A 20844-nucleotide genomic window follows, 5' to 3' on the forward strand; every position below is an offset into this window, starting at 1 on the left:
TAAATTTGTAAATGTTATGGAAAATAATAACTGGATAAAAGAATACGACAAACCAATGATCATCGCTGGACCTTGTAGTGCAGAAAGTGAAAAACAAATGATGACAATCGCTGAAGATTTGGACAAAGATTATGTGCAAGTTTTCCGTGCGGGAATTTGGAAGCCTCGTACTAAACCAAACTGTTTTGAAGGAGTTGGAGCAATCGGGTTAAACTGGTTGAAAAAAGTAAAAGACGAATTCGGAATGAAAATCGCAACTGAAATTGCTAATGCAAATCACGCAAAATTAGCTTTAGAATATGATGTTGACGTTTTATGGATTGGTGCTCGTTCTACAGTAAATCCTTTTACAGTACAAGAAATTGCAGAAGCTTTACGCGGAACAGACAAAACAGTTTTGGTTAAAAATCCTGTAAATCCAGATTTAGATTTATGGATTGGTGCTTTGGAACGTTTAGAAGGTCAAGGAATCAAAAATTTAGGTGCTATTCACCGTGGTTTCTCAACGTACAAAAAGACAAAATACCGTAACAATCCGCAATGGCAAATTGCGTTAGATTTCAAAAACAAATTGCCAAACGTGCCAATTATTTGTGATCCATCACATATTTGCGGAAACAGAACAGGATTATTTGATGTTGCACAACAAGCCTTCAACTTCGAATACAATGGATTGATGATCGAAACGCATAACAATCCTGATGAAGCTTGGTCTGATGCAGCGCAACAAGTAACACCAGCTCGTTTATTAGAAATCTTGAAAGATTTAGAAATTCGTGTTTCTGATGATCCAGATGCAATTTACAAAACTGGAATTCAAAATTTACGTCATCAAATTGATGAATTAGATAATTCTATTTTAGATGCAATTGCTCAACGTATGAAAGTTGCAAACTCTATTGGAGAATTGAAAAAAGAACATAATGTGGCAGTTTTTCAGCCAGATCGTTGGAAACAAATCAAAGATAATTCTGTAAAAGCAGGAGTTTCTTTAGGTTTATCTGAGGATTTTGTTGACAAATTATTGCAAGCAATTCACCAAGAATCTGTTGCGCAACAAAACCAAATTATGGTAAAAAAAGAAGAAAAAATTTAAACAATATTGAAAGGAATTGTCATAAAATCTACTGGTAGTTGGTATCATCTTCTTACGGAAGATGGTACAACTTATCAGGCAAGAATTAGAGGGAAATTTAGAATAGCCAATATCAAACATACCAACCCAATTGCTGTTGGAGACGAGGTTGAGTTTGAGATTGACAAAGATGATATTGCAGTCATTACAAAAATTCATAATCGCAAAAATTATATCATTCGAAAATCTGTTAATCTATCCAAAAAAACGCACATTATTGCATCTAACATTGACGTTGCTTTTTTGGTTGTAACGCTTTCTAATCCCAAAACTTCGTTTGGTTTTATTGACCGTTTTTTGATTACTGCTGAGGCTTATCATATTCCAGTTGTGATTTTATTCAACAAAATGGATTCGTACACGGAAGATGAAATGGCTGAGTTAGAAATTTATAAATCAATTTACAATTCTATCGGTTACGAAAGTCTTGATATTTCTGCTGAAACAGGACTAAATTTAGACCTTGTAAAAGATCGAATGAAAGATAAAGTGAGTTTGGTTTCGGGACATTCTGGAGTTGGAAAATCAACGTTATTGAATACTTTAAATCCTGATTTAAACCTAAAAACGCACGAAGTTTCTGATTTTAATAGCAAAGGACAACATACCACAACTTTTGCACAGATGTACGAATGGCCTTTTGGAGGTTTCATTATCGATACGCCTGGAATTAAGGAATTTGGTTTGGTTCATATCGACAAAACCGAATTACAAGGTTATTTTCCTGAAATTTTAGAATTGAAACACAATTGTAAATTTGATAATTGTATTCATGTTAACGAGCCAAAATGTGCTGTGCGTGATGCAGTAGAAAATGGAGAAATCGCAGTTTCTCGCTACGAAAATTATCTCACTTTTTTAGAAGAAGATATTTATACCGAAAAATAATAAAAAAGCCGTTTCTTATGAAATGGCTTTTTTATTTTCTCAAATTACGGTTTCACGTAAAAATAATTCAATTTCTAATTTTATTTTTGTTAAAATTAATTGAATGAGCAATTTATCCGTACAAATCGCTTTAGATTTTGTGGAATGTACAAAGGAGCAAAAAGAAAGATTTTTGTTGCATTTAGAAGATTTAAATTGGAAACCATTAAATCCAAATAAATTGTGGATTGCTGAATTTGATAATTCTGAAAATAAAGAAAATAAACTAAAAAATATAGAACAAGAAATCATCAAAGCAAAAGAAATATCAAAGCTCTATGAGTTAGATTATGCGATAATTGCAGATGAGGAAATCTATTTTAACCAACTAACTTAAACATTAAGCGATTGCTTTCTAAACTTAAATTACAACAAGCGTTATTGCACATTTAATAGATGGGTTTTAACGCTTTTTTATTTGTTAATAATTTCTTAAATTCAAATCGATTTTAAATCAATAAAACTAGAATTATGCGAGTAATTTTACAGCGTGTGCAACATGCTTCTGTAAAGGTAGATGGAGAAATAACTGGGAAAATAGAAAATGGAATTTTAGCTTTGGTTGGCTTTGAGCCTGATGATACAAGGGAAGATTTTGAATGGATTTCGAAAAAAATAATTCAACTCAGAATTTTCAATGATGAAAATGATGTGATGAATTTGGATGTACAACAAACTGATGGAGATATTTTGGTTGTTTCTCAGTTTACGTTACATGCGTCAACGAAAAAAGGAAATCGTCCGTCATATATCAAAGCGTCGAAACCAGATCTAGCAAACGAACAATATGAAACATTTTTGAACGTTTTAGAGTCAAATTTCAAACCTGTGCAAAGAGGAATTTTTGGTGCAGATATGAAAGTCGAATTGTTGAATGATGGTCCAGTAACCATTTTTATCGATTCAAAGAATAAAGAATAACTTGATTAATATTGATATTGAATGAAACAAACTCTACTTTTTTCAACTTTTTTGATTAGTTCATTTTCTTTTGCGCAAAACTATGCGGTCGATCAAATTCCAGCCGATTTGATAAAAGATGCTTATGCTGTTGTGCGAAAAAATGAAGAAAAAATAGAACTTCTAAAAGTTGATGAATTAAAATACACGGAAGACGTTGTCGTAACGGTTTTGAGTAAAGCGGGCGATAATTATGTTGGTGCGCAAGCGAATTATGATCCAAACACGAAAATTGACTTATTCGAGGCAACTTTGTATGATGTAAACGGAAAGGAAATTAAAAAATTCAAAACCAAAGATTTTGGTGACCAAAGCCATGTAAGTAGTGGACAAATGTACACGGATGATCGCATCAAATATTTGAATTATACTCCAACAAATTATCCTTATACAATTCAGTATAAAATTTCTGTAACAAGCAAAAATACCATTGGAATTCCAAGGTGGTTTCCAATTAAGGCACAAAACTTATCGATTGAAAAATCTACTTATACTTTTATAAATAAAACAAATTCTATTATTCGTTTAAAAGAAAATAATTTTAACGGATTTAACATTCAAAAAACAGGAGATAACAATAATTTAAACTATACATTTAATCATATTCCTGCTTTTAATGAAGAAGATCAAATGGTTTCTTTGCGAAAAATTTTTCCACATGCAATTTTAGCATCAAATCAAATTAGTATTGATGGTGTTAAAGGAGATTTTGATAATTGGAATGATTATGGAAAATGGTTATTCAACAACTTAGTTGTAGGAAAACAAGATTTTACTCCTACTCAAAAATTAGCGTTCCAAAATATGGTAAAAGATGCAAAATCTGACGAAGAAAAAGTTCAGATTTTGTACAAACATTTGCAAAATAAAGTTCGATATATTGGCGTACAACTAGGAATTGGTGGACTTTCTCCTTTTCCCGCTTCTTATGTCGAAAGCAAAAGTTATGGTGATTGTAAAGCATTAACTAATTATACTATGTCAATGTTAGATGCTGTTGGTATTAAATCATATTACACTGAAGTACATTCAGGTCGGTCTCCTCAAGATATGACTGAAGATATGATGTATTTACAAGGTGATCACGTTATCTTGTATGTTCCTTTAAAAGGAAAAGATATTTGGTTAGAAACAACAAGCCAAACAACCCCATTCAATTATTTAGGTAATTTTACTGCAAATAGAAAAGTAATAATTGTTGATGAAAAAGGTGGAAAAATTATTCCTTCGCAACAATTCAAAACTGAAGATAATCAATTATTCGTCAATGGAAATGCAACACTTTTAGCAGATGGAACATTAAATTTTAATTTTTCTGAAACTTCAAAAGGATTGATTTACGAGAATTTTGCAAGATTTAATCAATTAAGCGAGAAAGATCTTGATGTTCGTCTAAAAAATCGTTTTTCTTATTTGCAAGGAATATCATTCAAAAAGAAAGAATTCAATAATGATTGGAAAAATGCTGTTTTTACTTCAAATTTCGAGTTTTCAGCACCAAATTATGCTAAAATACAAGGAAATAATATCATTCTGAATATTATTCCAGTGAATAAAGAAGAGACCTCTGTCAAAAAAATGAAAGATAGAAAGTTTGATTTCAACATCGAGACAGGATATGTTGACGAAGTTTTCTATACATTGACGCTTCCTTCTGGCTATAAATTGCCACAAAAATTTGATGCAATTACCGTGAAATCTGCTTTTGGAGAATATCAATTAGAAATTAATCCGAAAGAAAATAATACATTCGAAATCAAACGAATTTACAAACAATTTTCTGGAACTTTTTCAAAAGAAAAATACAACGAATATGTCGAATTTCGTAGACAAATAGCGGGATATGACAATACAAAACTACTTTTAGAAAAACTATAATACTAATATGAAAACACTATTTACAATTGTTGCGACAGTTGCAACTGTTTCGAGTTTTGCACAAGATGTAAAATTTGGAAAACTCTCAAAACAAGATTTCGAGAAAACAAAAAGTACAATTCAAGCTGATGCTCCTGCTGAAGTTTTATATGCTGATGGAAATTATAAAGTTAGTTTTAATACCAATCAAGGAGGTATTGAGCAAACAAAGAAAGTTTTTTATAGGATAATTGTTTTTGATAAAGATAAAACACCAGATGATGTTTTGAAAGTTGAAATTCCATTACGAAAAAACTCAGGGTCTGATCAAGATAAATTAATTACCTTAAAAGCGGTTACCTACAACCTTGAAAATGGGAAAATTATTGAACAAAAAGTCGAGAAAAAAGATATTTTCTTAGATAAAGTTCATCGTTTTATGGATAAACAAACGTTTACTTTTTCTAATGTAAAAAATGGATCAATCTTAGAATATACATACGAAATTATTTCTCCATTTTACGGAAATACTGATACGTGGTATTTTCAACAATCTATTCCTGTAGTTGCGAGTAATTTTACGATGCAAAATCAAGAATATTTTAATTATCAACAAGATTTGAGAGGTGGTTTTGCTCCGAAATTAACAAAAAATACGAAGAAAGAAACTTTTACTGCAAAACAAGGGGGCTTTAATGTCAATGAATTTCATCATACAAAAATGTCTATGTCTTCTCATGAATTAACTATCAATACTCAAACCTATTCATTAACTAATTTACCTTCTTATTCTCGTGAAGCTTATGTACTTAATCCGAGAAATATGTTAGCAAGTGTTCAATTTGAGTTAGCTTCTTTTGTTGCTCCTGGTAGTACTTCAGAAAATTTTTCTACAACATGGGAACGTATTGGAAAAGATTTGATGGATCATGAAGAGTTTGGTCGACAATTAAATGGAAATAACTTTTTAGATGAAACTGTAAATACTACAATTGCTGGAAAATCTACAAATATTGAAAAAGCTCAAGCAATTTTCGATTACGTAAAAAATAATATGGCTTGGAATGATTATTTAGGTCAATATACAGATAAAGGAATTCGAAAAGCATTTAACGAAAAATCTGGGAATTCTGCTGATATTAATCTTATGCTTACAACTATGTTGCGTAAAGCTGGATTAGACGCAAATCCAATTGTTTTGAGTACGTTGCAAAATGGTTTAATCAATTATTCGTTTCCTTCTCGTAGCAAATTGAATTATGTAATTGTTGGAACAACTATAGATAATGAGTTTTATTTGATGGATGCAACTGATAAAAATGCTCAAATTAATTTGTTACCAATTCGAGCAATTAACGATCGCGGATTTATGGTAAATGATAAAGGAATCAAAGAAGTTCCTTTGCGTAATTCGGTTATGACCAATGATAAAAAATCAATTACAGCTGATTTAAAAGCAGACGGAACATTAACTGGAAATTTTTCGAATGTTCGCGATAATTATTTTTATATGTTTGATAAAAGTGAAATCGCAGATGATCCAAAAGCGTTCGAAAAAGAATTTGTAGAAGATTATAATTTTGAAATTTCTGATTTTAAAACACAAGACAACAAGCAAAATTTAATTCGTCATCAATTCAAATTTGATGATATTAAAGTAGATGTGGCTGGAAATAAAATATTATTCAATCCATTTTTATTTGTTGCGAATACAAAACATAATTTAAATCTAGATCAACGTAATTATAACATTGAATTTGGAGCACCAACTACGAATACAAATACAGTTAAAATTAAAATTCCAGAAGGTTACAAAGTCGAATCTTTGCCAACAGAAAAACAATTTACAATGCCCGATCAAGCCGGTGGTTATGCATATAAAGTAATTGAGAAAGATGGTTTTATTGTCGCTCAAGCTCAAAAAGTCATTCCATATAGTATTTTGCCTGCTCAATACTACAAACCATTGAAAGAATTTTTAACAAATATTATTAATGCAGAAAGTCAGCAAGTGATTTTGGTAAAACAATAAAAAATATTCTAAACATTGAATAAAGCCAACTCCAAATACGAGTTGGCTTTTTATTTTTGTACCTTTAACTTTTAAAATTTAAAATAAGATGAGCCTTAAACAAGCACAAACAGACGTTGATAATTGGATCAAAGAACATGGTGTTCGCTATTTTAACGAGTTAACAAATATGGCACAATTAACTGAAGAAGTAGGAGAAGTTGCACGTATTATTGCACGTCGTTACGGTGAACAATCGGAGAAAGAATCAGACAAAAACAAAGATCTTGGCGAAGAATTGGCAGATGTTATTTTTGTAGCACTTTGTTTGGCAAATCAAACAGGTGTTGATTTAGAATCAGCTTTTTACAAAAAATTAGATTACAAAACAAAACGTGACCACGATCGTCATCAAAATAATGATAAATTAAAATAAATATGATTGAAATTTCTGCTCTAAAATCTCCGATAAATAATCAATTAGCCATCACAGGTTCTAAAAGCGAAAGCAATCGTTTGTTGTTATTAAGTCAATTATTTGAGAATGTTTTGACATTAGAAAATGTTTCAAATTCAGAAGATTCTCAATTAATGCAAAAAGCGTTAGCAAATAAAACTGATTTAGTTGATATTCACCATGCGGGAACTGCTATGCGATTTTTAACAGCTTATTTTTCTATTCAAGATGGACGAAAAATAACGTTAACAGGCTCTGAAAGAATGAAACAACGACCAATAAAAGTTTTGGTTGACGCCTTGAATGAGTTGGGTGCAGAAATTTCGTATCAAGAAAATGAAGGTTATCCACCTTTATCAATTGTTGGAAAAAAGATTACCAAAGATTCTATTACAATTCCTTCTAACATTAGTTCTCAATATATCTCAGCTTTATGTTTGATCGGAACAAAATTAGAAAATGGATTAACGATTAATTTGGACGGAAAAATTATTTCTGTTCCTTATATCCAAATGACAATTCAGTTGTTGAATAAAGTCGGAATTAATGCAATTTTCGAAGGAAATACAATCAAAATTCCTTTTACTGAAAACATCAAAGCTCAAACTTTACAAGTAGAATCAGATTGGAGTTCGGCTTCATACTATTATAGTTTGATTGCTTTATCACAAAATTCAGAAGTGAAGATTTCTACTTATTTCGAAGATTCTTTACAAGGAGATTCAGCTTTACAACATATTTATGCAGAAAATTTTGGTGTAATTTCAACTTTTGAAAATGGAGTTTTAACATTGAAAAATGACGAAAATTTCTCACCTAAATCTATCATTGAATTAAATTTAATCAACACTCCTGATATTGCGCAAACTATTTCGGCAACCTGTGTGGGATTGAAAGCAAAATGTCATTTAACTGGTTTAGAAACACTAAAAATTAAGGAAACCGATCGTTTGGTTGCACTTAAAAATGAGTTAGAAAAATTTGGAGCAATTATTACAATTACAAACGATTCTTTAACAATTGAGGGGTATAATAATTATACAGAAACGCCAACTTTAGCGACTTACAATGATCATAGAATGGCAATGTGTATGGCGCCTCTGGCTCAAATTTACCCAATTCGAATTGAGAATGAAATGGTTGTAGAAAAATCATATCCAATATTTTGGGAAGATTGGAAAAAACTTGGTTTTGAAATTAAATCTGTATAACAATTAAAAAGCCTCACAATAGTTATTGAAAGGCTTTTAAATCTATCAACTATTAACTACCTGTGAGTAGTTATTACCTTATGCAATATTGCGAAACTAAGATGATTTCCTTTAAGATAAATACAGGGATTTGTTCGTTAAGAATTCAAAAATATTAAGATGGTTAAAGCAGCTATTATAATTAAAATAGAAACGATAACGACGTCTTTATAATTGATTGTTTTCGATCCAAATCCAACTTTCTTTGATTTACTTATCTTTTTAGATTGCATCAGAAGGATTTTTTAGTTGATACAAATATAGATTATAAATTTAATTGATTAAGAAGTTTATAATTAAATAATTGTAAAAATTACAATATAATTATAAGGTAAATTATGACAAACAAAAAACCTCAAGTGATTCACTTGAGGTTTTTTGTTTATTTTTCTGCTTCTATAGTATTATTTAAGCTATTCTTTTGATTTTTTTGACGCTCTTTTTCTTCGTCAGATAATTTATCTTCAAGATTCTTTTTCACATCATTCAGCATATCTTTGAATTTTTCGGGCTGCATCATATAATATTTGTAGCTCTCAGAAAATTGATGAAACGTGATATCATAACTTTTCATAATATCTACGGCATCTTTTGCTAAATCTATACTTTGATCTTGGTTTTGAGTAGGAAACATCTGTAGACCTTGTTGACTAATGTATAAATCTGTAAGAATATCAATCATTTCAGATTGATTGATGAGATCTTTTGGTTTGTCGTAATTTTTTGGTGCGCAACTAAAAATACTCAAAAAAATCAGTGATAAAAAGATTATGTTTTTCATAATTTACCAAATATTTTTCTTAATCGTAACGAAATTACACCAAAAACGGCTTCTCCAATAATATCAGAACTAATTTTTGATTCGCCTAAAGTTCTGTCTGTAAAAATAATAGGAACTTCTTTTAGCTTAAATTTCTTAATCCACGTTTTATACTTCATTTCAATCTGAAAACCATAACCTTTGAATTGTATTTTATCCAAATCCAAAGATTTCAACACGTTTGCTTTATAACCAACAAAACCTGCTGTAGCGTCATGTACAGGTAATCGCGTGATGATGCTCACATATTTCGACGCAAAATATGACAATAAAACTCTGTTCATTGGCCAATTCACAACATTTACACCGTTAGAATAGCGTGAGCCAATTGCTAAATCGGCACCATCTGCTAAGGCTTGGTATAAGCGAGGTAAATCATTTGGATTGTGTGAAAAATCGGCATCCATTTCGAAAATATATTCGTAATTATTTGCCAAAGCCCATTTAAATCCATGTACATAAGCGCGTCCTAAACCATCTTTTGTGGTACGAATTTCTAAATGCAAACGTCCATTAAATTCAGGAATCAAACGTTTTACAATATCATTCGTTCCATCTGGAGAACTGTCGTCAACAATAAGCACATCAAATGCTCCGTCAACAGCCAAAGCTGCACGAATAATGGCTTCTATGTTTTCTTTTTCGTTGTAGGTCGGGATAATAACTAATTTGTCCGACATAAATATTATTTTGTGGGCATAAAGATAGTTATAAGATTGTTAGTCTTTTGTATTTTTGAAAAAATTATGAAAACAAACGATTTAATCTCGATAGGAAAAAATACACTTGGCAATGACACTGTTCTTATTGCTTTGACGGTGTGTTTGTTATTGGTTTGTGCAGCAAAATACTTGTTTGCGAAAAATTTCAAAACGCTAGATAATAAAACCGAATACATGAGTTTTACGGATGATAATACGACGTTATTTAGTTTTATTGTTAATGGTGTGACGGTTTTGCTGATAAGTTTGTTGTTGGTTTCGTATTTTGATATTACATATAATCATATTCCAAATTTTAAGTTTTATTATCTTTCACGTGTCGGAATTACCTTTGGTGTAATTAGTTTGATAATGCTTTTTAGGTTGATGATTGAGGTAATTTTTTATCGTGTTTTCTACGAATCTAGTTCTGTTTCATATTTTATGAAAAGTTCGAGTTTTGTCAATGCAAAAAATGTTTTACTCTTACTTATTATTTGTTTTTTGTTTTTTTACACACAAATTAACAAAGATTACTTGATGGTGATTGGCTTTATTTTGTTGTTTTTGAATAGAATATTCGAAATTTATCATATATACGCAAAACAAATAAGTGACAATAAATCAGTTTGGTATTATAATATTTTGTACCTTTGCACCCTAGAAATTTTACCTATAATGGTATTAGCAAAACTATTAATTGTAGGTAAAGTAATCTAAAATTACTATGAAAGTTAAATCAATATTAGTATCTCAACCTAAGCCTCAGGCAGAAAACTCGCCATACTACGAGATTGAAAAAAGAAATAAAATCAAAATTGATTTTAGACCATTTATCCAAGTTGTCGGAATAGACGCTAAAGAAGTAAGACAACAAAAAATTGACTTTAGCAAAGTGACTGCTGTAATTTTTACAAGTAGAAACGCTATTGATCATTTTTTCCGTTTAGCAGAAGAAATGCGCTTTACTGTTCCTGACTCTATGAAATATTTTTGCGAATCAGAAGCAATTGCATTCTATTTACAGAAATACATTGTTTACAGAAAACGTAAAATTTATATTGGAGAAAAAGTTTTTGCGGATATGGTGCCTTTATTTAAAAAGCACAAAGACGAAAACTTTTTATTACCAGCATCTGATGTTTTAAAACCAAATGTTCCTACTTTACTAGATAGTTTAGGATTAACTTGGCAAAAAGCAACTTTGTTTAGAACTGTTTCGAGTGATTTATCTGATTTGTCTGATGTAAAATACGATATTTTAGTATTTTTTACACCTTCAGGAATCAAATCATTATTCGAAAATTTCCCAGATTTCGTGCAAGAAAATACAAGAATTGCCGTTTTCGGAAAATCGACAGTAGATCAAGCAAAAGAGATGGGATTACGTGTAGACATTGAGGTGCCAACACCACAAACGCCTTCAATGACAATGGCGTTAGATAAATACGTGAAAGAAGCAAATAAATCAAAATAATATTCGCTTTACCCTTCTCTCTAATTAAAAAATTTATGTAAATTAAAGAGATGGAAAAAAGATGGGAAATAAAAGAACAGCCCAATACTGAAGTTGTTAAGGATTTAAGAGAATCGCTTAACATTTCTGAGGTGCTTGCTATTTTATTAGCCCAACGTGGAATTACGAATTTTGCGCAAGCCAAATCGTATTTTAATCCATCCTTAGACGAATTGCATGATCCTTTTTTGATGAAAGGAATGTGTGATGCGGTTTCACGTATCAAAAATGCAATTGATGACGAAGAAAATATCTTAATATTTGGAGACTACGATGTAGATGGAACAACAGCCGTAACTTTGTTTTACGAATTTCTGACTTCTATCTACTCGAAAGTCTTTTTTTATATTCCTGACCGAAATAACGAAGGTTATGGAATTTCTCAACAAAGTATAGAATTCGCTGTACAAAATAATATTTCACTTGTAATTGCTTTAGATTGTGGAATTAAAGCGCACGAAGAAATAAAATATGCCCAATCAAAAGGCATCGATTATATTATTTGTGATCACCATTTACCAGATCGTTCTGTGCCTAAAGCGTACGCTGTTTTAGATCCAAAACAAAAAGGTTGTCGTTATCCTTACAAAGATTTGAGCGGTTGTGGCGTTGGGTTTAAATTGGTGCAAGCTTATACAGAGAAATTCAATCTTCCAAAAGAAAATCTTTTACCACTTTTAGATTTAGTTGCAGTAAGTATTGCGGCTGATATTGTTCCGATTACAGGAGAAAATCGTGTGCTGGCTTATGCTGGCTTGAAACGATTAAATTCAGATCCTCGTTTGGCTTTTCAGCAATTAATTCCGACTAATATTAAAAATAATGTCAATATTTCGAATGTTGTTTTTTCTATTGCACCAAAAATTAATGCTGCAGGTCGTATAAAACATGGTTCGGAAGCGGTTCGTTTTATGTTGAGTACTGATGAAGAGGATTGTCGTAAATATTTGAATGATATTAATTCATTAAATAACGAGCGCAAAACCTTGGATCTTGATATGACGCATGATGCACTTTTTCAATTGGATCAAATCAATACCAAAGAAAAATATTCGACCATTGTTTACGATGCGTCTTGGAATAAAGGTGTAATCGGAATTGTAGCTTCTCGTTTGGTCGATTTGTATTATAAACCAACTATTGTTTGTACGAAGAATAATGAAGGTGAAATTGTAGGTTCGGCTCGCTCTATTCAAGAGTTCGATATACATTCGGCAATCGAAAAAAACAAAGATTTGTTAACACAGTTTGGTGGACATATGGCTGCTGCTGGTTTAGCAATGAAAGAAGAAAATTTTGAAGAATTCAAGATTAGATTCGATCAAACAGTGAAAGAAATGTCGAATGGAAAACATTTTACGCCATCAATTTTGATCGATAAAGAAATTTCTTTTAATGATATGACGCGTTCTTTCTTGGAATCGGTGATGCGAATGGCGCCTTTTGGACCAGATAATATGAATCCTGTTTTTATTTCGAAGGATTTATTAGCAACAGATTTCCGATTAGTTGGTAAAGAACATGCGCGTTTATACGTACATCAGCGCGATACACGTATTACGTTTCCTGCAATTGGCTTCAAATTAGGAAAATTTGGACCAAAATTAGAGAAAGGACAATCATTTGATATGGTGTACACAATCGGAATGAATTATTGGCAAGGAAAAGGAACTTGGCAATTGAATATAAAAGATATTCGTTTCAACGATTAATGATTTCCTTCTACAATCAAAACCATTTCACCTTTCAAATTTCTTTTTTCGGCTATTTCGGCTAATTCAGTTAATGTTCCGCGTAAAGTTTCTTCGAATTTTTTCGAGATTTCACGTGATAAACTTGCTTTGCGTTCAGTTCCAAAAGCTTCGGCTAAATCTTTTAAAGTACGTCCAATTTTATGTGGAGATTCGTAGAAAATCATCGTTTTCTTTTCTTCTAACAATGAATCTAATTTAGATTTTCTTCCTTTTTTTACAGGTAAAAATCCAACAAAAGTGAATTCGTTATTTGGTAATCCAGAAACAACTAATGCAGGAACAAAAGCGGTTGCGCCTGGTAAACATTCGATTACAATATTATTTGCCACACATTCTTTGGCTAACAAATAACCTGGGTCAGAAATACCTGGAGTTCCGGCATCTGTAATAATTGAAATGATTTGTCCATCTTTTAACTGACGAATAATATCCTCAGTTGCTTGATGCTCATTGTGCATATGATAGCTACGCATTGGAGTAGAAATTTCGAAATGTTTCAGTAAAATACCACTATTTCGCGTGTCTTCTGCCAAAATAACATCTGATTCTTTTAGCACATCAACCGCTCTAAATGTCATATCTCCCAAATTTCCGATTGGCGTCGGAACCAAATATAATTTTCCACTCATGCGACAAAGTTACAAAGTAATTTCAAAAGAAAAAGCCAGCAAATTAGCTGGCTTCATATATTATTTCAAAATATCTGCTAAATCTGCAATATCTTCAGCCGAAACTTTGTCTAAAATTTTGTCTAAATCTGTTCTTGGAATATCTAATTTAGAATCGATAACCAATACATTTCGCAAACCGTTAATTCCAAAAATCATTTTCTTAACTCGTCCGCCATCTTCTTGTAATGAAATGTTCAAACGGCTATCTTTCGCTTTGAATTTTACTAAGTTTTCGTATTTTTCACCACGCATAGACGATTGCAAATCGTTCATGATTCTTTTTTGTTTTCCTTGTCCAGCATCTGAAACAACAAAAACTTTAGCCGATTTTAAATAATTAAATAAATCTGTTCCGCCAGCTTTTCCAGCTAATTTCAACGCAAAAGAAGGTAAAGGAATTACAGTAGATTGATTGTGATATTTTGTGTAGAATTCTTGCATATTTTTTGTTGTACCGCAAGATTGCAATGTTAACAATACTGCTATAAAAGATAAACCGATTATTTTTTTCATTGTTGTTGTGTTTATAAATTAGAGAAAGAATAACAACTCTCGTACCGAAAATTATTAATTTTTAGGATTGTTGAATTTTTAGGTAAGAAAAAATTATTTCCAATATTGAAGAATCATCTAAACCAATCATTTGTTCTAATTCAGAAATCGAAGCATGTTCGATAAATTCGTCTGGATATCCATTAATTGTGATATTCCCTTTGTAATGAATAGAATTTAAAAATTCTAAAATTCCACTTCCAAAACCTCCTTTTTTTATTCCATCTTCAAAAGTTAGAATGGTAGAATATTTTAGTGAAATAGCTTTTAAGCGAGATTCATCCAAAGGTTTGATGAATGGAAAATCAATCAAAGCAACTTTTTCTTGAAGATTATTTTGGATGATAATTTCCTCAATTCGAGAACTAATTAATCCAGTTGAAAGAATCGCTAATTTATTTCCTTCAAAAATAATTTCAGATTGACCGATTTCTATTTTTTCGACTTTAGAATCACTTATTTGGATATTATTTTTTGGATAACGAATCGCAAAAGGTTGAGTTGTAAACTGCGCTGTGTACAATAAATTTTTGAAATCTTTTTCGTTTCGAGGCGAAGACACAATCATATTCGGAATTTCGCGCAAATACGCAATATCAAAATAACCATGATGCGTTGCGCCATCTGTACCAACGAATCCTGCACGATCAATACAAAATACAACAGGCAGATTCTGTAACGCTACATCGTGAATGACTTGGTCGTACGCACGTTGTAAAAATGTCGAATAAATCACACAATACGGAATGGTATTTTGCGTCGCCAAACCAGCTGCAAACGTCACCGCATGTTGCTCAGCAATTCCGACATCAAAAACACGTTCAGGAAAATCTTGATGACATTTTACCAAATTACTTCCTGTTAACATCGCAGGTGTTATTGCAACGATTTGTGAATTTTCTTCAAGTAATTGATGCATGGTTTCACCAAAAACATCTTGATACGATTTTTCTTTTTTCTTCGATTTTATTTCGCCCGTTTCTTTATCAAACAAACCTGGAGCATGCCATTTTACTTGATCGATTTCGGCTTGTTCGTAACCTTTTCCTTTTATTGTTTTGATGTGTAAAACTTTCGGACCTTTGATTGAATCAGTTTTATTGAAAGCATTCAATAATTCATCAAAATTGTGTCCATCAATTGTTCCAATAAAATTTAAACCGAAATTGGTAAAGATATTTTCGGATTGATTTTCTAATGATTTAAAATGTTTTTTCAAACCACCAACCGAAGGATCAATTCCGATATCATTATCATTCAAAATCACTAAAACATCCAAATCTGTCGATCCAAGATGATTTAATGCTTCTAAACTCATTCCAGAAGTAATCGATGCATCACCAATAATTGCAATGTGTTTTCTATTGATTTGATTAATTTTATCCGCAGTTGCCATCCCAACAATTGCTGAAATAGAGGTAGAAGAATGTCCCGTTCCAAATGTATCAAACTCACTTTCTATACGTGTAGGAAAACCGGAAATACCATCTTTTTGACGAAGTGAATCGAAAATTTTTTGACGACCTGTCAAAATTTTATGTGGATAACATTGATGACCTACATCCCAAATTAACAAATCCTTAGGTGTATTGTAGTGATAATGTAATGCAATCGTTAATTCAATCACACCCAAACTAGCACCTAAATGTCCTGGTTTTACACTCAAAGTATCCAAAATAAACTCGCGCATCTCGTGAGCTAAAGCAGTTAATTGAGACGCTTCAAAAGTCCTAAGTTCCTTAGGATGATTGATTTTTGAAAGTAGATTATCCATTATTCTTTTACAAAATTACATTTTTCTGAGGAATTTTCCGTACCTTTGCATGTTACAAAATTTAATGTAACATGTTCCAAATAGGAAAAACCCTTGTATCTGAAGAACTACTAAATAAAGATTTTGTTTGTAATCTGAACAAATGTAAAGGGATTTGTTGTGTAGAAGGTGACGCAGGAGCGCCTTTGAATGATGACGAACTAACTGTATTAGACGATATTTATGAAGATGTAAAACCTTATTTGCGTCCCGAAGGAATTGCGGTGATTGAGCAAGAAGGTAAGTACACAATGGATACTGATGGCGATTGGGTAACTCCATTAGTCAATAATCGCGAATGTGCTTATTTAGTTTTCGAAGAAAATGGTTTTTCAAAATGTGGAATTGAAAAAGCATACGAAGACGGAAAAGTCGATTACAAAAAACCGATTTCTTGTCATTTGTATCCAGTTCGTGTTAAGGAATATTCAAATTTCACTTCTGTTAACTATGATGTATGGGATATCTGCTCGGATGCTTGTACCTTAGGAAAAGAATTGAAAGTGAATGTTGCAACATTTGCAAAAGATTCGTTAGTCCGAAAATTTGGACAAGAATGGTACGATGAATTAATGGCCATTCAACAAGAATTAAACAACCAAAAAAAGTAAAAAAAATTATTATGTCAATAACAAGAGCAAGAAGATCTACTGACGCTATTGAAAGATTATATATCTCTATGCGTCATTTATTTCATAGAGGAGTGTACCGTCCATCTGGTGCACCTGGAAAAATATTAAGAAATTTATTATTCGAAATTAATCCAGAAATCTACGGATCAATGACAGATCCAAACAAAGTAGAATTAAGTGGATTAATGTATGTTTTAGATCGTTTACCAGAAGGAATCGTAGAAACGCCTTATGTGTCTTTTACATCTGACGAAGGCTATGATCGTTCTATTTTCACGCCAATTATTCCTGCAAAACGTCGTCGTTTTTGTTATAGAATTGATGATGATCAAATGAATATCGAAATTTCTCGCGGTCGTTCTGATATTTATGATGTGTTGACGCACTTAACGTTTTTATACAATGAGGCGGATAAAATCAGAAATAGAGCATTCAGTAACGAAACACTTTCTAAAAGTAGAGCGTGGGAATTTATTGAAAATGTTGTATTCAATGAAGTTGAAATTTCTCGAAAAGAACGTGAAGTTGCTTTGATGCATTTATCAACTATTTTAGGAAGAACGTTTGAAGAAACACAAGAAATTCATCATTATTTCAGTAAAGCAGACGATAAAGATTATTTTTTCCGTGTAGTTTATTGGATGGGTTACACAAGTCAACAAGATCGTATCGGAACTAAGAAACGTGAAATTACATTTACATCAACTTTACGTGAATCGATAGGTCACCATATGATTGGAGAAAAATGGGCGAATGAAATCAAACGTGTATTATTCGAAAATAATCTTCAAGATAAAAACATTCATATCATTTCTGCTAATATGCACAGTGTTTCGAACATGTTGTATGCATATGATGGATTGAAAAGAAAATACAAAAATGATGGAGTAGAAATTTACGAAGATTTGAGTGCGGCAAACAACAAAATGTTGCGCGATTCGTTAAATGAATACACTCAACAAAATGGTTTAGTTTATATCAAAGATCAATCAGGAACAAATATCGATGTTCAAATTATTGATTTATCTAAAGTAAACATTGCAAATTCAGCATTTTCTTATGCAAAAGATAAGAACAATGAGGTGATTATTGTGATGGATTATGCCTTTGGTGAGCAAGCATTTGAGGCGATGGATGAGTTGTTGAAACCATACAAAGTAGGAGATGTAAAATTCAAAATGAATGTAAAATCTGTTGCGATTATGGGTAAAGCTGGTATTCTTGAAGGAATAAAAGGTGATATAATGATTGCTACAGCGCATGTTTTCGAAGGAACAACAGATAATTATGTTTTTGATAACGAATTAACCGCTGCAGATTTCGAAGGACAAGGTTTAGGTGTTTATGAAGGACCAATGATTTCGGTTTTAGGAACATCATTACAAAATAAAGACGTTTTAGAGTATTTCAAAAATTCGTCTTTCCAAGCGATTGGATTAGAAATGGAAGGTGCGCATTATCAAAAAGCGATTCAGGTTGCGTCAAAAATTAGACATCACATCGATAAAGATGTTAAAGTAATGTATGCTTATTACGCTTCTGATAATCCGTTAGAAACAGGAAGTACATTGGCTTCTGGAGGTTTAGGATTAACAGGTGTAAAACCAACTTATCTAATCACACAAAAGATATTAGAAAAAATTATTAAATAAATTCAATGAAGAATTTTTCCATTTTAGGCTACGGTCATATTGGACGTGTACATCAACAAGCGATAGAGGAAACGGAAAACGCACATTTAATTTCGGTGATTGATTTTAATTTACCAGAAGATTTACCTTTCAAAGGTTATTCAACACTTGAAAGTTTTTTGAACGAAGATCAAGAAACTGATGTTGTTGTGATTGCTACGCCAAATGGTTTGCACCGCGAACATGCGATTCGTTGTTTAAAAGCTGGGAAAAATGTTTTGATTGAAAAACCAATTGCATTAACTGTAGAAGATGCAAAGGAAATATTGAAAGTTGCGGAAGAGAAAAATCTTAGAGTTTTTACGTCGATGCAACTTCGTTTTTCTCCAGTTGTGCAATATGTAAAGAATTTGATTGACAATAATTCGTTAGGAAAAGTTTTCATGGTGAATATTAATTGCTATTGGAATCGTAACAAGAATTATTACAAGTTGCGCGAATGGCACGGAAACCAAGAAATGGACGGAGGTGTTTTGTTTACTCAATTTTCACATTTTGTTGATATCATGAATTTTTGGTTTGATGAGGTAATTTGTACAAATTCTAAAAGTTTCAATTTTACACATCAAGAAGTGACAGAATTTGATGATTCGGGTTGTGTTGATTTTACGGCTGATGGAGCAATCGGACATATGATTTATACAACGTCAGTTTTCAATAAAAATTTCGAAAGTAATATCACGCTTATTGCGGAGAAAGGAACAATTAAGATTGGAGATCAATATCTTAATCAAATGATTTATTCTGATTTAAAAAATGTGTGTTGTTCAAACAAAATTTCTACTGAACAAAAGAATTTTCATCCCAACGCCATTGCTGAAATTTCTGATGCGTTAATCCGTCATAATGAATCTTTGTTAGATGGAAAATATGCTGTAAATTTAGTCAAGTTTATTTCGGATGCGAATCATTTGGCAACAGAAAATAAACAAGAACTTAAAACAGAGAACTATGAAATTTCACACTCGTAAATGGGTAAAACCGGAAGATCTTAATCCAAATAAAACACTTTTTGGAGGAAAGCTTTTGGCTTGGATTGATGAAGAAGCGGCGTTATATAGCATTGTGCAATTAGAAAATTCGCATGTTGTAACCAAATATATGTCTGAAATCAACTTTATGGCTTCGGCTCGTGAAGGTGATATTGTGGAAATAGGAATTGAGGTGGTGAAATTTGGAACAACTTCATTGGTTTTACAATGTGAAGTACGTAACAAAATGACGCATGAAACCATTATTACTGTCGATCGAATTACGATGGTTAATTTAGACGCAGAAGGAAAACCTAAACCGCACGGGAAGACACAAATAGAATATGTGGTGGATCGTTTAGCTGGGAAAGGTTAAAAAATTATATCAATAAAAAAGTCGAAACATTGTTTCGACTTTTTTATTTTATTCTGCTATAAATAACGATTTCAATTCGTGTGCGTCAGCAGGATTCATTCTTCCCGCCAAAATCAAACTTAATTGTTTACGACGCAAAGCAGCTTCATAACGTTCGATTTCTTGTTCAGATTCTGGAATTAATTCAGGAACTTGAACAGGTTTATTGTCATTATCAACGGCTACAAATGTGTAAATACCGCTATTTGTTTGGTTATAAACACAATTTTCATAATCGTAAACGTAAACATCAACATAAACTTCCATCGATGATTTGAATGCACGAGTTACTTTAGATTCTAACTTTACCGTACTTCCCATTGGAATCGGAATGTTAAACGCAACGTGATTGACACTTGCTGTTACAACCAAAAAACTTCCACCGTGCATTTTCGCAGAAATAGAAGAAATTCTATCCATAGAAGCCAATAATTCACCTCCGAACATGTTTCCTAAATTGTTGGTTTCATTCGGTAAAACCAAGTTTGTCATTACTGCTAACGACTCTTTTGCTGTTTTTGCTTTCGCCATAAACTTTTGTTTGTTGGATGCAAATTTCAACAAAATATTTGAGTTTTGAAACAGTTATTATCGTTGTGTTAAGTATTTGTAATTGAGTTTTTTATTAAGTCAATAAAATTTTATAGTTAAAAAATGTTAATATAGATTATTGTATTATTTCAAGTCTTACATTTGAAAAGAATTATGAAA

21 protein-coding genes are annotated in these 20844 nt (G+C 31.7%); 15 read left to right on the forward strand and 6 right to left on the reverse strand.

The genetic code is table 11. The features are described 5' to 3' along the window. Positions 1 to 16: 16 nt before the first annotated feature. The 8 genes from B4H69_RS15640 to B4H69_RS15675 all read left to right on the forward strand — a co-directional run bounded on the left by B4H69_RS15640 (position 17) and on the right by B4H69_RS15675 (position 8558). Positions 17 to 1096 (forward strand): bifunctional 3-deoxy-7-phosphoheptulonate synthase/chorismate mutase type II, encoded by a 1080-nt coding sequence (locus B4H69_RS15640; protein WP_280037813.1) that lies wholly within the window; start codon positions 17 to 19, stop codon positions 1094 to 1096. Positions 1097 to 1102: 6 nt separating this feature from the next. Then, complete coding sequence (gene rsgA, locus B4H69_RS15645) at positions 1103 to 2023, forward strand: ribosome small subunit-dependent GTPase A (RefSeq protein ID WP_180905703.1); 921 nt, start codon at positions 1103 to 1105, stop codon at positions 2021 to 2023. Positions 2024 to 2126: 103 nt separating this feature from the next. Beyond that, positions 2127 to 2399, forward strand: coding sequence for a hypothetical protein (locus B4H69_RS15650; protein ID WP_180905704.1), 273 nt, complete (start codon positions 2127 to 2129; stop codon positions 2397 to 2399). A 134-nt stretch (positions 2400 to 2533) separates the two neighbouring features. After that, on the forward strand, positions 2534 to 2983 hold the full coding sequence (dtd, locus tag B4H69_RS15655; protein ID WP_180905705.1) for a D-aminoacyl-tRNA deacylase: 450 nt from the start codon (positions 2534 to 2536) through the stop codon (positions 2981 to 2983). A gap of 21 nt (positions 2984 to 3004) precedes the next feature. Then, positions 3005 to 4900 carry a DUF3857 domain-containing protein gene (locus tag B4H69_RS15660; RefSeq protein ID WP_180905706.1) on the forward strand — a complete coding sequence of 632 codons (1896 nt, stop codon included), beginning with the start codon at positions 3005 to 3007 and terminating at the stop codon, positions 4898 to 4900. A 7-nt stretch (positions 4901 to 4907) separates the two neighbouring features. Beyond that, a complete protein-coding gene (locus tag B4H69_RS15665; protein WP_291094832.1) occupies positions 4908 to 6911 on the forward strand; it encodes a DUF3857 domain-containing protein in 2004 nt (667 codons plus the stop codon). 88 nt (positions 6912 to 6999) lie between these two features. After that, positions 7000 to 7326 (forward strand): nucleotide pyrophosphohydrolase, encoded by a 327-nt coding sequence (locus tag B4H69_RS15670; protein ID WP_038333238.1) that lies wholly within the window; start codon positions 7000 to 7002, stop codon positions 7324 to 7326. Between the two features lie 2 nt (positions 7327 to 7328). Next, positions 7329 to 8558 carry a 3-phosphoshikimate 1-carboxyvinyltransferase gene (locus B4H69_RS15675; protein WP_180905709.1) on the forward strand — a complete coding sequence of 410 codons (1230 nt, stop codon included), beginning with the start codon at positions 7329 to 7331 and terminating at the stop codon, positions 8556 to 8558. A 421-nt stretch (positions 8559 to 8979) separates the two neighbouring features. On the opposite strand, the gene B4H69_RS15680 is transcribed toward B4H69_RS15675, so the two are convergent. Both B4H69_RS15680 and B4H69_RS15685 read right to left on the reverse strand, forming a co-directional pair. Further along, entirely contained in the window at positions 8980 to 9378 is a 399-nt protein-coding gene (locus B4H69_RS15680; RefSeq protein WP_180905710.1) for a DUF4296 domain-containing protein, read from the reverse strand. Further along, complete coding sequence (locus B4H69_RS15685) at positions 9375 to 10097, reverse strand: polyprenol monophosphomannose synthase (protein WP_180905711.1); 723 nt, start codon at positions 10095 to 10097, stop codon at positions 9375 to 9377. Before B4H69_RS15685 ends, B4H69_RS15680 begins: the two co-directional genes overlap by 4 nt. Positions 10098 to 10163: 66 nt before the next feature. Here B4H69_RS15685 and B4H69_RS15690 point away from each other — a divergent pair, with 66 nt between their 5' ends. The 3 genes from B4H69_RS15690 to recJ are packed head-to-tail and all read left to right on the forward strand — an operon-like array spanning position 10164 to position 13346. Next, positions 10164 to 10838, forward strand: a complete 675-nt coding sequence (locus B4H69_RS15690) for a DUF4271 domain-containing protein (RefSeq protein ID WP_180905712.1) — start codon at positions 10164 to 10166, stop codon at positions 10836 to 10838. 7 nt (positions 10839 to 10845) lie between these two features. Beyond that, positions 10846 to 11595, forward strand: a complete 750-nt coding sequence (locus B4H69_RS15695; protein WP_019974792.1) for a uroporphyrinogen-III synthase — start codon at positions 10846 to 10848, stop codon at positions 11593 to 11595. 50 nt (positions 11596 to 11645) lie between these two features. Continuing rightward, positions 11646 to 13346: a single-stranded-DNA-specific exonuclease RecJ gene (recJ, locus tag B4H69_RS15700; protein WP_180905713.1), complete on the forward strand. Its 1701-nt coding sequence runs from the start codon at positions 11646 to 11648 to the stop codon at positions 13344 to 13346. Here recJ and rsmI read toward each other — a convergent pair. From rsmI to B4H69_RS15715, 3 genes are all read right to left on the reverse strand, one after another. Further along, entirely contained in the window at positions 13343 to 14017 is a 675-nt protein-coding gene (gene rsmI / locus B4H69_RS15705) for a 16S rRNA (cytidine(1402)-2'-O)-methyltransferase (RefSeq protein WP_180905714.1), read from the reverse strand. The two genes, recJ and rsmI, sit on opposite strands and share 4 nt — an antisense overlap. 60 nt (positions 14018 to 14077) lie before the next feature. Then, positions 14078 to 14572: a DUF4252 domain-containing protein gene (locus B4H69_RS15710; protein ID WP_180905715.1), complete on the reverse strand. Its 495-nt coding sequence runs from the start codon at positions 14570 to 14572 to the stop codon at positions 14078 to 14080. A 61-nt stretch (positions 14573 to 14633) separates the two neighbouring features. Further along, entirely contained in the window at positions 14634 to 16385 is a 1752-nt protein-coding gene (locus tag B4H69_RS15715; protein WP_180905716.1) for a 1-deoxy-D-xylulose-5-phosphate synthase, read from the reverse strand. A 71-nt stretch (positions 16386 to 16456) separates the two neighbouring features. On the opposite strand from B4H69_RS15715, the gene B4H69_RS15720 reads away from it, so the two are divergent. The 4 genes from B4H69_RS15720 to B4H69_RS15735 are packed head-to-tail and all read left to right on the forward strand — an operon-like array spanning position 16457 to position 20094. Beyond that, positions 16457 to 17035, forward strand: coding sequence for a DUF3109 family protein (locus tag B4H69_RS15720; RefSeq protein WP_180905717.1), 579 nt, complete (start codon positions 16457 to 16459; stop codon positions 17033 to 17035). An 11-nt stretch (positions 17036 to 17046) separates the two neighbouring features. Then, positions 17047 to 18708 (forward strand): DUF6909 family protein, encoded by a 1662-nt coding sequence (locus B4H69_RS15725; protein WP_114998180.1) that lies wholly within the window; start codon positions 17047 to 17049, stop codon positions 18706 to 18708. 5 nt (positions 18709 to 18713) lie between these two features. Then, a complete protein-coding gene (locus B4H69_RS15730; protein ID WP_291094838.1) occupies positions 18714 to 19718 on the forward strand; it encodes a Gfo/Idh/MocA family protein in 1005 nt (334 codons plus the stop codon). Beyond that, positions 19699 to 20094: an acyl-CoA thioesterase gene (locus B4H69_RS15735; protein WP_038336752.1), complete on the forward strand. Its 396-nt coding sequence runs from the start codon at positions 19699 to 19701 to the stop codon at positions 20092 to 20094. Before B4H69_RS15730 ends, B4H69_RS15735 begins: the two co-directional genes overlap by 20 nt. A gap of 48 nt (positions 20095 to 20142) precedes the next feature. On the opposite strand, the gene B4H69_RS15740 is transcribed toward B4H69_RS15735, so the two are convergent. Further along, entirely contained in the window at positions 20143 to 20664 is a 522-nt protein-coding gene (locus B4H69_RS15740; protein WP_038336756.1) for an acyl-CoA thioesterase, read from the reverse strand. Positions 20665 to 20844: the final 180 nt, after the last annotated feature.

This window comes from Empedobacter sp. UBA6745, assembly GCF_002453775.1.
Classification (GTDB): Bacteria; Bacteroidota; Bacteroidia; order Flavobacteriales; family Weeksellaceae; genus Empedobacter; species Empedobacter falsenii_C.

Coding starts and splice junctions, on each gene's coding strand:
- B4H69_RS15710 (WP_180905715.1), bottom strand. CDS start 14,572: ATGAAAAAAATAATCGGTTTATCTTTTATAGCAGTATTGTTAACATTG.
- B4H69_RS15650 (WP_180905704.1), top strand. CDS start 2,127: ATGAGCAATTTATCCGTACAAATCGCTTTAGATTTTGTGGAATGTACA.
- B4H69_RS15640 (WP_280037813.1), top strand. CDS start 17: ATGGAAAATAATAACTGGATAAAAGAATACGACAAACCAATGATCATC.
- B4H69_RS15675 (WP_180905709.1), top strand. CDS start 7,329: ATGATTGAAATTTCTGCTCTAAAATCTCCGATAAATAATCAATTAGCC.
- rsmI (WP_180905714.1), bottom strand. CDS start 14,017: ATGAGTGGAAAATTATATTTGGTTCCGACGCCAATCGGAAATTTGGGA.
- B4H69_RS15725 (WP_114998180.1), top strand. CDS start 17,047: ATGTCAATAACAAGAGCAAGAAGATCTACTGACGCTATTGAAAGATTA.
- B4H69_RS15670 (WP_038333238.1), top strand. CDS start 7,000: ATGAGCCTTAAACAAGCACAAACAGACGTTGATAATTGGATCAAAGAA.
- B4H69_RS15720 (WP_180905717.1), top strand. CDS start 16,457: ATGTTCCAAATAGGAAAAACCCTTGTATCTGAAGAACTACTAAATAAA.
- dtd (WP_180905705.1), top strand. CDS start 2,534: ATGCGAGTAATTTTACAGCGTGTGCAACATGCTTCTGTAAAGGTAGAT.
- B4H69_RS15730 (WP_291094838.1), top strand. CDS start 18,714: ATGAAGAATTTTTCCATTTTAGGCTACGGTCATATTGGACGTGTACAT.
- B4H69_RS15680 (WP_180905710.1), bottom strand. CDS start 9,378: ATGAAAAACATAATCTTTTTATCACTGATTTTTTTGAGTATTTTTAGT.
- B4H69_RS15740 (WP_038336756.1), bottom strand. CDS start 20,664: ATGGCGAAAGCAAAAACAGCAAAAGAGTCGTTAGCAGTAATGACAAAC.
- B4H69_RS15665 (WP_291094832.1), top strand. CDS start 4,908: ATGAAAACACTATTTACAATTGTTGCGACAGTTGCAACTGTTTCGAGT.
- B4H69_RS15685 (WP_180905711.1), bottom strand. CDS start 10,097: ATGTCGGACAAATTAGTTATTATCCCGACCTACAACGAAAAAGAAAAC.
- B4H69_RS15695 (WP_019974792.1), top strand. CDS start 10,846: ATGAAAGTTAAATCAATATTAGTATCTCAACCTAAGCCTCAGGCAGAA.
- B4H69_RS15715 (WP_180905716.1), bottom strand. CDS start 16,385: ATGGATAATCTACTTTCAAAAATCAATCATCCTAAGGAACTTAGGACT.
- B4H69_RS15690 (WP_180905712.1), top strand. CDS start 10,164: ATGAAAACAAACGATTTAATCTCGATAGGAAAAAATACACTTGGCAAT.
- B4H69_RS15735 (WP_038336752.1), top strand. CDS start 19,699: ATGAAATTTCACACTCGTAAATGGGTAAAACCGGAAGATCTTAATCCA.
- B4H69_RS15660 (WP_180905706.1), top strand. CDS start 3,005: ATGAAACAAACTCTACTTTTTTCAACTTTTTTGATTAGTTCATTTTCT.
- recJ (WP_180905713.1), top strand. CDS start 11,646: ATGGAAAAAAGATGGGAAATAAAAGAACAGCCCAATACTGAAGTTGTT.